Source organism: Pseudomonas sp. 05N434 (assembly GCF_056396965.1).
On the sequence record NZ_JBFTMK010000133.1, the window covers coordinates 1 to 9879 of the forward strand.

Consider the following 9879-nt stretch of genomic DNA (forward strand, 5'->3'; position numbering starts at 1 on the left):
CCCCGACACTGCGCTCCATCAATCAATCCATCGGAGTTGCAGCCATGCCCATTGCCTTGCTGGCGCTGACCCTTAGCGCTTTCGCCATCGGGACGACGGAGTTCGTCATCGTTGGCCTGTTACCCACCATCGGCGCCGACCTCAGCGTCAGCCTGCCGTCCGCCGGTTTGCTGGTCAGTTTGTATGCACTCGGGGTGGCCGTCGGCGCGCCGGTGCTGACCGCCCTCACCGGCAAAGTCCCGCGTAAATTGCTGCTGTTGTCGCTGATGGTGCTGTTCACCCTCGGCAACTTGTTGGCCTGGAAAGCGCCGAGCTACGAGTCGCTGATCATTGCGCGGATCGTCACCGGCCTGGCCCACGGGGTGTTTTTCTCAATTGGCTCGATCATCGCCACCAGCCTGGTGCCTAAGGAAAAAGCCGCCAGCGCGATTGCCATCATGTTCACCGGCCTGACTGTGGCGCTGGTCACTGGCGTGCCGCTGGGGACGTTTATCGGTCAGCATTTCGGCTGGCGTGAAACCTTCCTCGCGGTGTCTGCACTGGGTGTGATCGCCTTCATCGGCAGCCTGCTCTACGTACCGAAGAACATCGCCCACAGCAAACCGGCTTCGCTGTTGCAGCAGTTGCAAGTGCTCAAGCAACCGCGCCTGTTGTTGGTGTATGCCATGACGGCGGTCGGCTACGGCGGCTCGTTCATCGCCTTCACCTTTCTGGCACCGATTCTTCAGGACATTGCGGGCTTCAGCGCCAGCACCGTCAGCCTGGTGCTGCTGGTGTACGGCATCTCGGTGGCCGTCGGCAACATCTGGGGCGGCAAGCTGGCGGATAAACGCGGCCCGATCGGCGCCCTGAAAATCATCTTCGCCCTGCTCGCCGCCGTACTGTTCGCACTGACCTTCACCGCCGCCAATCCATGGCTGGCCCTGGCCACTGTGCTGGTCTGGGGTGCGGTGGCGTTCGGCAACGTGCCGGGGCTGCAGGTGTATGTGGTGCGTCAGGCCGAACATCACACCCCGCATGCGGTGGACGTGGCGTCGGGCCTGAACATCGCGGCATTCAACCTCGGCATTGCCGGTGGTGCGTGGGGTGGTGGCTTGATCGTGGCGCATATGGGCCTGATCCATACCGCGTGGATCGGTGGCCTGGTGGTGTTGGTGGCATTGGCACTGACCGCCTGGAGTGGTCGTCTCGATCGATTGGGTCCGGTGTATGCCGAGCCGGCTGAAGGTTCGGCCCGGATCGTTGTCGGGCACTGATAGATCAAAAGATCGTAGCCTTCGGCAACTCCTGCACGCCTGTGGGAAGCTGCCGAAGGCTGCGATCTTTTGCTTTTACCGTCCGTAGCCCCGTCGAAACTTTCTCGCACACCCGGCAGTCATCAAAAGACAGGGCTGTCCGAGGATGGGAGGCGACATGGCGGCGATTCATATCGGCATTTCAGGCTGGCGCTACACGCCCTGGCGGGGAGCCTTCTACCCGAAGGGGCTGACCCACAAACGCGAATTGCAATTCGCGTCACGGGCGGTCAACAGCATCGAAATCAATGGATCATTCTACGCCCTGCAACGGCCCGAACGTTACGCCCAGTGGTACGCCGAAACCCCGGCGGGCTTCGTGTTCAGCGTCAAGGCGCCGCGTTTCATCACCCACATCAAGCGCTTGCGGGAGATCCATAAACCCCTGGCGAATTTCTTCGCCTCCGGGGTGCTGGAACTCAAGGAAAAACTCGGCCCGATCCTTTGGCAGTTCCCGCCCAGCTTCAAATTCGACCCGGAGCTGTTCGAACACTTTCTTGAACAACTGCCCCACGACACCGAACAGGCCGCCGCCCTTGCCCGCCAGCACGAACCACGTCTGAACGGTCACGCCAGCATGAAGGCCTACGGCAAAAAACCAGTGCGTCATGCCGTGGAAATTCGCCACGAAAGCTTCGTCGATCCGGCCTTCGTCCGGCTGCTCAAACGCTACAACACCGCGTTGGTGATTGCCGACACCGCCGGCAAATGGCCGTACCGCGAAGACCTCACCAGCGATTTCGTCTACCTGCGCCTGCACGGCGCCGAAGAACTCTACGCCAGCGGTTACACCCCTCAAGCGCTGCAACGCTGGAGCGAGCGGATCGAGGCCTGGCATCACGGCCAGCAACCGGCAGATCCGCAATTGATCGCGCCCCGGCAAAAACCCAAGACTCGCAGATCCCGGGAAGTGTTCTGCTATTTCGATAACGACATCAAAGTCCGCGCGCCCTTCGATGCCCGCCACCTGCTTGAGCGTTTGCATCTCGACAAAGACCTTGTCACGGCCCCCGGCGAGCCGGTTGCCGAAGGAGCGCTGCCATGAGCATTCCCGAACCGGTCGGCGGAACGGATGAACAGCAACCCATCATCAATGCCGTGAGCCGCTTCACCGTGCTGACGGTCAACACCCACAAGGGGTTTACCGCACTCAATCGGCGCTTCATCCTGCCCGAGTTGCGCGAAGCGGTGCGCAGTGTGTCCGCCGATGTGGTGTTTTTGCAGGAGGTCCACGGCACCCACGAACAGCATCCCCAGCGCTACAACAATTGGCCGGCGATGCCCCAGTACGAATTCCTTGCCGATAGCCTGTGGCCGCAATTCGCCTACGGGCGCAACGCGGTCTACCCGGCGGGCGATCACGGCAATGCACTGTTGTCGAAATTCCAGATCATTCGCCACGACAACCTCGACGTGTCCATCAGCGGCCATGAAAACCGTGGAGTCCTGCATTGCGTGTTGCGGATGCCCGGCGATGGCCGGGAAGTGCATGCCATTTGCGTCCATCTGGGTCTGCGCGAAAGCCACCGGACGGCACAGCTCAAGCTGCTGATCCGACGCCTGGAAGAGTTACCGCAAGATGCCCCGGTGGTGGTCGCCGGCGACTTCAACGACTGGCGCCAACGCGCCGATGCGTTGCTCAAGCCTTGCGGTTTGCGTGAGGTCTTTGCCGAGCAGCATGGCAAACCGGCGCGCAGTTTCCCCGCGCGTTTGCCGGCGTTACGCCTGGACCGCATCTACGTGCGCCATCTCAAGGCCAGCCATCCGCAAGTGCTGGCGGCACGCCCCTGGTCACACCTTTCCGACCATGCGCCCCTGTCGGTGGAGATCGAGTTATGAGCAGCCCATCGATGGAAAAAACCACGGTCGAACACGTCTCCCCTCCTCCCCCCGTGCGCGAGCCTGCGGTGACTGAAGTTGAATACGGCTGGCACGGTAACAACCGGGTCGAGTTGCTGGAAAACGGTGAGGCGTACTTTCCACGGGTGTTTGAAGTGCTGCGCCAGGCCCAGAGGGAAATCCTCCTGGAAACCTTCATTCTGTTCGAAGACAAGGTCGGCAATGAGCTTCAACAGATCCTGATTGAAGCGGCGCAACGCGGTGTGCGTATCACGGTCAGTCTCGACGGCTTTGGTTGTGGCGAACTGAGTACGGCGTTCCTCGCCGCCCTGAGCAACGCAGGCGTGCACCTGCAAATATTCGACCCTGCCCCGCGTCACCTGGGCATCCGCACCAACTGGTTCCGCCGTCTGCACCGCAAGATTGTGGTGGTCGACGGCACGATTGCGTTCCTCGGCGGGATCAATTTTTCCGCCGACCATCTGGCCGACTTCGGCCCCGAGGCCAAGCAGGATTATTCGGTTGAAGTGCAAGGCCCGGCAGTGGCCGATATTCATCATTTCGCCCTGCTAAAAAGCGGTCGACCGGCTCGGGCCAAATACTGGTGGCAGCGCCGCAGGCAGCGGCACGCTGAACTGGCGGTCAGCGATCATGACGGTCAGGTGCGGCTGGTGTATCGCGACAACGCAGAACACCCAAACGATATCGAAGAGGTGTATTTGCAGGTGCTGCGCAGTGCCCGGCGTCGCGTGGTGATCGCCAATGCCTACTTCTTTCCAGGCTATCGGCTGCTGCGCGAGATTCGCAATGCGGCACGCCGGGGGGTCGAGGTGCGCCTGATTCTTCAGGGACAACCGGACCTGCGGGTGGCCAGGCTCGCCGCGCGCATGACCTACGATTACCTGCTGCGGGCCGGGGTGGTGATCTACGAATATTGCGACCGCCCACTGCACGGCAAAGTCGCCCTGGTCGACGAGGACTGGAGCACTGTCGGCTCAAGCAACCTCGATCCGCTGAGCCTGTCCCTGAACCTGGAAGCCAACGTGCTGATCCGCGACCGTATCTTCAACCGCGATCTGTACGAGCGTCTCGACGAGTTGAGCAGCAACCATTGCAAGGTCATGTCGGTGGACACAGCCCCTCGCGGGCGAATCTGGGACATGACCATCGGCTTTCTGGTGTTTCACTTCCTGCGGCATTTCCCCGCATGGGCCGGTTGGTTGCCGGCGCATAAACCGCACCTGAAGCCCTTCATCCACCCACCCGGGAGCGCCAAGGCATGAGCCATTCCCAAGCGCAGCCTGCGTCGCACTCCGACACGCCGGGCAAACACCACTGGCACCGCTGGAAAAGGCCGCTGACGATGCTGTTTTTCCTGGCGCTGATCGTATTGTTCACGATGCTCGCCCAGCGCATCGAATGGAACGAAGTGTTCGATACCCTGGCTGATTTCAAAGTACGCACGTTGATCATTGCGTCAGGTGTGACCCTGGCAAGCTTTCTGGTCTATGCCTGTTTCGACCTGATCGGGCGCACCTACATCCGGCAGAACCTGACTTGGCGGCAGATCCTCCCGGTGGGGATCATCAGCTATGCCTTCAACCTCAACCTGAGCGCCTGGGTCGGCGGCGTCGCCATGCGTTATCGGCTGTATTCGCGGCTCGGCGTGAGCAAAGGCAACATCGCAAAAATCCTCGGGCTGAGCCTGGCGACCAACTGGTTCGGCTACATGGTGATTGCCGGCGCGGTGTTCAGCAGCGGCCTGATGCGAATGCCGCCGGGCTGGAAAGTGAGCAGCAATGCACTGCAGGACGTGGGGATTTTGTTGCTGTTGTTGAGCATGGGATRTCTGGCGGCCTGCCGGTATTCCAGGCGCCGGAAATGGTCGGTTCGCGGCGTGGATATCATTCTGCCGTCGCTACGCATGGCAATCCTGCAACTGGCCCTCGGCGCACTGAACTGGGCGCTGATGGCGGCGGTGATCTTCACGTTGCTGCCGAGCAAACTGGACTATCCGCCGGTGCTTGGTGTGTTGCTGATCAGCGCCATTGCCGGGGTCATCACCCATATCCCGGCCGGGCTCGGTGTGTTGGAGGCGGTGTTCGTGGCGCTGYTGCAGCACGAAGTATCGCGGGGCAGCCTGGTGGCGGGGTTGATCGCTTATCGGGCGATCTATTTCATTCTGCCGCTGCTGATAACCGTGGTGATGTACCTGGTGGTGGAAGCCAAGGCCAAGTCGTTGCGGATCTCGAAGAAACCTCGGTGAGATGTGGTTTGCCCGCGAACGACCGCAAGACCACCGCCTCTCTCAACTCGATTGAATGATGCTCAACCGCTCACCCACCACCATCTCGGTGATCCAATCCACCAGAATCGAGGTGTACGCCTGTTGCGAAACCGGGTCGCTCAAGGCGTGATCCGCACCATCGATGATCCGGTGAGTCAGCGAGTGAGTCTGCTGACACGCGGCGCGGTAACTCATGATCGTCGCGTGGGGTACATAGGCATCGGTCTCGGACTCCACCAGCAACACATCCCCGGTGAATTGCGAACAGGCGTGCAACGCGCGATTGCTGTCGGCGCGCACCAGCGTGCCGCGATAGTCGCGCAAGTCGGCYTTGTCCAACTCACGCTTGGGCGTGTGCCACAAGTCGTCGCGATACAATGCCGGCACCCGCAGCGCCAACCAGCGCACCGGACGCAACGTCGTCAGGATCGCCGCCAGATAACCGCCATAACTGGTGCCGACCACCGCGATCGCAGAGGTGTCGAGCGCCGGGTGGGCGAGCAAACGGTCGTAGGCTGCCAGCAGGTCGCGCAGGTTGTCTTCGCGGGTGACCCTGGACAACGGAATGCCGGTCCCGCCGGTATGGCCACGCAAGTCGAACGTCAGGCACACACAACCCAATCCGGCAATGCCTTTGGCCCGCTCCAGGTCGCGCTCCTGGCTACCGCCCCAGCCGTGGACGAAAAGCACCCCCGGGACTTTCGATTTGGGGCTGAGGAAGGTCCCGCTCATCTGTTCATCGTCGATGTCGATCTGAATGGTTTCGCTTCTAGCCGTCATAGGATTTGACCGTCACGTACTTGAGAAGAAAATCACTGTGTTCCGCCGGCCCGCGGTACACCTCGATAGCGTTCGCCGGCAGCGTTTGATCGCTATAGGTTTCGACCGAGGACACGCGAATCGCACGCAGGCCGGGGTCGTGGACGAAGCTTTGCAGCGCCGCGACTTCAGCGCTGCTGGCACCGCCCAAACGCCAGGATTGTTCGAGCACGCCGCTGCGTTGTCGGCCGTTGCAGTCCAGCCCCTGGGCGATGTCGTAGTTGCGCCGCGAAGCATAGAAACCGGGGTAGGCTTCATCCGCCGCACTGTCGAATACCTGTGCCTGCTGGATCGCCAGCCTCACGTCATCCGGCAGTTCCAGCGCCAGCAGGTCCTCATAATACCCCTGCACCACCAACAGGTTGGACCCTCCATAAACCTGCTCGCCCTGAGCGTCTTCGGTCAAGTATTGATCACCGCAATAACTCAGCACTTTGTCGCCGATGAAGCTTTGGCCGACGCTGTGGGTGATCACCTCGGTCAAGTCCTGCTCCAGCACCACGCCTTCGGTGAACAGTGTCTTGGCCTCGGGGCGAGCGAGGATGGCGTCGAACTGGTCAAGGCTCTTGATCACTTCCTGACCGCGTCCGGCGCAGGCGTGAATAGGCTTGATGCGGATCGGGCCGCTGTAGAGCAGGTGCTCCGCCGCCGGGCGCGCATCGTCCAGGGAGAACACGCTGAGGCCATCGAGCACGACGCTGCGCACCCGTTCGCAAAACAACGTTGCCCAGCCTTCGGGCGCGAACGCATAGCGGTTCAACAGCCCATGACTGATGGCTTTGGTGCAGATGAAATCGTGGTCGACGTAACCGCCCCACAAATCCTCCGGCCCTTTGACGCCCAGCTTCCGGGCGATAGCGGCGCCCACCAGCGTCTGGGTCGGCAACAGATAGCGGTCACGACCGCTGTGCAGTTGCGGGTCGTAACTGCCGCCGTATTCGAGCCCGACGATCTGCGCCAGCCAACGAGCCAGCGCCCGATTGGTTTCAACTTCGTGCAGCGGGGCATCGGGCCGTACCGAATGGGCGAGTACCAGTTTCTTGCGATTTGTTGGGGTCATGCGTCCCCCTTCAATCTGCGTTGGATAAATGTAGCTGGAGGGGTGCAGGGATCAGGCCAATGGCGGCTGATGAAGAACGACTGTTAAATCAGCCGGTTGCCCAGACAGTAATGGCATTACGCCTGTTTGATTATGCACGACGCCCTTCAGGAGTCCGGCATTTTGCACGACTCAAACCTCCCACATTTTCTTGATCTGGCGTGCTCTGGCTACCGGGCCACAACAGCTGGCGGCGTCACGCCAAACCGCGTCCGGTAATCACTCGGCGCCAGCCCGGTAATCTTTTTGAACGTCGCACGAAACGCACTCGGGTCCTGATAACCCACGGTCCAGGCAATGTGATCAATGGTGCCGTTGGTGAATTCGAGCATCTCGCGCGCCTTGCCGACGCGCAGGTGCTGGCAGTACTCGGTGGGTTTCAACCCGGTCGCCGCACGGAATCGCCGCAGGAAGGTGCGCTCTTCCAGCCCCGCCCGTTCGGCCATTGCCGCCAGCGAGACATCGACCGCCCCGGTGCTTTGCAGCCAATGYTGGACCTTGAGAATCGAGGCATCGCCATGGCTGAGAATCGGTGAAAAATTACTGCCGCATTCGCTCGCGCTGTCGCTGTGCTCCACCACCAGAAAGCGTGCCGTGCTGGTGGCGATGCTCGGCCCCAGTAAACGGTTCACCAGGCGCAATCCCAGCTCTGACCAGGCCATCAGCCCGGCGGTGGTGATCAGATCGCCGTCGTCGACGATGGGCGTGTCGGCCTTGAGCTTGATCGCCGGGTAACGCTYGGCGAAGGCTTTGGCAGAGGTCCAATGAGTGGTGGCGCTACGGCCGTCGAGCAGGCCGCTTTCAGCCAACAGGATCGACCCCACGCAAACCCCGCCCAACGTCGCACCACTGGCGTGTTGCTGACGAATCCAGCGGATCAGCCCCTGCGGTGCCTGGCCCTCGGAAAAGCCGCCAATCGACGGCGGGATCAACACCGCGACCAACGCTTCGGCCGGGCCGGGTTGACTGTCATAGACCCGCTCTGGCACCTGATCGCCCTCGACCCGCCAATGACTGACCCGCAACAACGGCAACTGCGCTGTCTGATGCTCGGCGGCAATCCGGTTGGCCACCCCGAACAGATCCGTCAGCCCATGCACCGCCGCCATCTGCGCGCCGGGATAGATCAGCACGCCCAATTCGACGACTGCCCTTTCTACGCCCATTGTCAGTTTTCCCCCTTCTATTGTCGGTGCGGCCAATCCTCGGACGGCCTGCAGAACCTGATACTTGAATCACACCCAACAAGCACTTCGAGGAAACACTCATGGCCAAGCAAGCACTCATCGTAGTCGATATCCAGAACGACTACTTCCCCCAGGGCAAGTGGCCTTTGGCGGGCGCCGATGCCGCCGCAGACAACGCTGCACGGCTGATCCAGGCCTTTCGCGAGGCCGGTGACGCGGTGGTGCACATCCGCCACGAATTCACCTCCGACGCCGCGCCGTTCTTCACTCCGGGCTCCGACGGCGCGAAGCTGCACCCCAAAGTCCTCAACCGCGCCGATGAACCGGTGGTGCTCAAGCACTTCGTCAACGCGTTCCGCGAAACCGAACTCAAGGCCATCCTCGACCAGCAAGGCATCGAACACCTGGTGGTGGTCGGCAGCATGAGCCACATGTGCATCGACGGCGTCACCCGTGCCGCAGCGGACTTCGGCTATACGGTCACGGTGATCCACGACGCCTGTGCCACCCTTGATCTGGAGTTCAACGGCGTCACCGTCCCGGCCGCCCACGTTCACGCCGCCTTCATGTCGGCTTTGGGTTTTGCCTATGCCAGCGTGGTGTCCACCGATGACTTTCTGGCTGGTTAGATGAGAAGCTCGTTCTACAGGATTGCGCTTAACTGATCGGAATCATGCTGCTTCCCTTCTTTTTCATACACCTGCGCAACCGTCGAAAAATCTCACGCGTGAGCTATTGAGGGCTGCAAAAATAGCCTGTAGTGTTATCACGCGTGAGTTTTTCACAACGGGATCAGCACCATGAAAAGCAGCTCTCCATCAGATCCGCCTACCGGGTCTGTTACCGATTCAGCGAGCCGCAAAGGAGAGCGCTCGAAACCCTCCGCGAAAAAACCATCGAGCTTTTACATGAAGCAGATGCGCGCGGGCCTGGGTGCCGCCGGCTATGTGAAACACGAGACTTGGGTGCTTCCCGAAAATCGAAGCCTGCTCAAGCAGATGGAGAAACAGCTACGCCAACCGATTCTGGCTGGCTCATTCATGTCGGAGAATTACATGAGCGCAGGTAATAACTGGAACATCGATCGCCTCTACAGCGCCCTCCAGGCCCTCGACGAAGTGGTTGCGAACGAAATCACCCTCTCCCTCGTTCAAGGCTCCGAATCCAGCATCAAGCTGGAAATGAACGATTTCGGTGGCTTGCCGATTTACATCGCGGTGGTTGGCGATCAGATCATCGTCGATACGGTCCTGGTCGATGTCGAATCGATCAACAACGTCCCGGCATTCAATGATGCCGTTCTGCGCAGCCGGGAAATGTTCCCGCTGTCCTCGATCGGTATCGAGTCCATGC

General features: G+C 60.8%; 10 protein-coding genes. 7 read left to right on the forward strand and 3 right to left on the reverse strand.

The genetic code is table 11. The annotated features are described in order from the left end of the window. Positions 1 to 44 precede the first annotated feature (44 nt). The 5 genes from AC1DLB_RS11145 to AC1DLB_RS11165 all read left to right on the forward strand — a co-directional run bounded on the left by AC1DLB_RS11145 (position 45) and on the right by AC1DLB_RS11165 (position 5400). Positions 45 to 1256, forward strand: coding sequence for an MFS transporter (locus AC1DLB_RS11145; protein ID WP_477743831.1), 1212 nt, complete (start codon positions 45 to 47; stop codon positions 1254 to 1256). A gap of 157 nt (positions 1257 to 1413) precedes the next feature. Then, on the forward strand, positions 1414 to 2340 hold the full coding sequence (locus AC1DLB_RS11150; protein ID WP_018925675.1) for a DUF72 domain-containing protein: 927 nt from the start codon (positions 1414 to 1416) through the stop codon (positions 2338 to 2340). Then, positions 2337 to 3134 (forward strand): endonuclease/exonuclease/phosphatase family protein, encoded by a 798-nt coding sequence (locus AC1DLB_RS11155; protein WP_018925674.1) that lies wholly within the window; start codon positions 2337 to 2339, stop codon positions 3132 to 3134. The genes AC1DLB_RS11150 and AC1DLB_RS11155 overlap by 4 nt, the downstream gene beginning before the upstream one ends. Next, entirely contained in the window at positions 3131 to 4417 is a 1287-nt protein-coding gene (gene clsB / locus AC1DLB_RS11160; protein ID WP_477743830.1) for a cardiolipin synthase ClsB, read from the forward strand. Before AC1DLB_RS11155 ends, clsB begins: the two co-directional genes overlap by 4 nt. Continuing rightward, a complete protein-coding gene (locus AC1DLB_RS11165; RefSeq protein WP_477785005.1) occupies positions 4414 to 5400 on the forward strand; it encodes a lysylphosphatidylglycerol synthase domain-containing protein in 987 nt (328 codons plus the stop codon). Before clsB ends, AC1DLB_RS11165 begins: the two co-directional genes overlap by 4 nt. Positions 5401 to 5442: 42 nt before the next feature. Here AC1DLB_RS11165 and AC1DLB_RS11170 read toward each other — a convergent pair whose 3' ends face one another. The 3 genes from AC1DLB_RS11170 to AC1DLB_RS11180 form a co-directional block, all read right to left on the reverse strand. Then, positions 5443 to 6201: an alpha/beta hydrolase family protein gene (locus AC1DLB_RS11170; RefSeq protein ID WP_018925671.1), complete on the reverse strand. Its 759-nt coding sequence runs from the start codon at positions 6199 to 6201 to the stop codon at positions 5443 to 5445. After that, positions 6191 to 7300, reverse strand: coding sequence for a DUF3182 family protein (locus AC1DLB_RS11175; protein WP_477743829.1), 1110 nt, complete (start codon positions 7298 to 7300; stop codon positions 6191 to 6193). The genes AC1DLB_RS11170 and AC1DLB_RS11175 overlap by 11 nt, the downstream gene beginning before the upstream one ends. 209 nt (positions 7301 to 7509) lie before the next feature. Further along, positions 7510 to 8505, reverse strand: coding sequence for a GlxA family transcriptional regulator (locus AC1DLB_RS11180; RefSeq protein WP_477785006.1), 996 nt, complete (start codon positions 8503 to 8505; stop codon positions 7510 to 7512). Between the two features lie 101 nt (positions 8506 to 8606). Here AC1DLB_RS11180 and AC1DLB_RS11185 point away from each other — a divergent pair, with 101 nt between their 5' ends. Both AC1DLB_RS11185 and AC1DLB_RS11190 read left to right on the forward strand, forming a co-directional pair. Further along, the gene (locus AC1DLB_RS11185) at positions 8607 to 9155 is read left to right on the forward strand and encodes a cysteine hydrolase family protein (RefSeq protein WP_018925668.1); all 549 of its coding nucleotides are present in this window, start codon (positions 8607 to 8609) and stop codon (positions 9153 to 9155) included. Between the two features lie 279 nt (positions 9156 to 9434). Beyond that, on the forward strand, positions 9435 to 9879 hold a 445-nt coding region (locus AC1DLB_RS11190), incomplete at its 3' end, for a DUF2170 family protein (RefSeq protein WP_477785007.1).